The following is a 723-nucleotide window of genomic DNA, read 5'->3' as shown; positions in this document are numbered from 1 at the left end:
AGAGAGGGGTTAAGGAATCAGCGCTGCACGGCCGTCCACATAGACGGCCTCGCCGTTGTCGGGCTTGAGCACTTCGACATCGAAGCCAAACTGGCTGTAGTCCGTGCCGTCCTGAATCAGCGGCAGCTCGCCCGTGGGCGACAGCGCAACGCTGGGGAACCACCAGTCACGGTTGGTGCCGTGGGCGTTGTCGGCAATCAGCTGCAGCGCTCCCTTCAGATCCGCGCCGTTGCCGGACTTGATGCGCTCCCAGCTGGTCTCGGCGGCGGTGTAGCCCACCAGCACCTCGGTGGCTGCTTCGATCTCGCCGCCCTCTGCGATCTGCAGCAGGCCCAGGTCTGCGTCCACCGTGTAATCGGTGCCCGCCGCAAAGGTCGTGGTGCCGTCCTTGCTTTTGACCGTGACGGCACTCAGCTTGCGTGCGCCCGTGGGGGCCGCTGCGGTCACGCCCAGGCGGTAGATGCCGCCCGGCTCCACCGTGTGCGCCTCGTCGGCCACCGTGGCCGATGCCTGGGTGTGGGTCTCTGCCGTGCCGGACAGAAACATGCGCAGATTGCTGCCGCTGATGTTGTCGGTGGTGATGGCCGCCTTGCGGGTGATCTCGATCAGGACTTCTTCATCCTTCTCGCGCAGGCCGCCCTGCGCGCTGTAGTGCGGGGCTTTGTCACCCTCCACGCTCAAAGAGAAGGCCGGGCAGTTGCCGAACTGGCGGCCGCCCAGCAA

Annotated in this window: 1 protein-coding gene; it reads right to left on the bottom strand. The window is 66.3% G+C overall.

Going from position 1 to position 723, the window contains the following annotated elements:
* Positions 1–9: 9 nt before the first annotated feature.
* The coding region (locus tag AAIL67_RS24705) for a hypothetical protein (RefSeq protein WP_343485401.1) at positions 10–723 on the bottom strand (714 nt) is incomplete at its 5' end.

The sequence above is a fragment of the Comamonas sp. A7-5 genome (assembly GCF_039581385.1).
In the GTDB taxonomy this organism is placed as follows: Bacteria; Pseudomonadota; Gammaproteobacteria; order Burkholderiales; family Burkholderiaceae_C; genus Comamonas; species Comamonas thiooxydans.
Note: the sequence above shows the minus strand (reverse complement) of the source record. Positions and strands in the feature narration are given on the sequence as shown.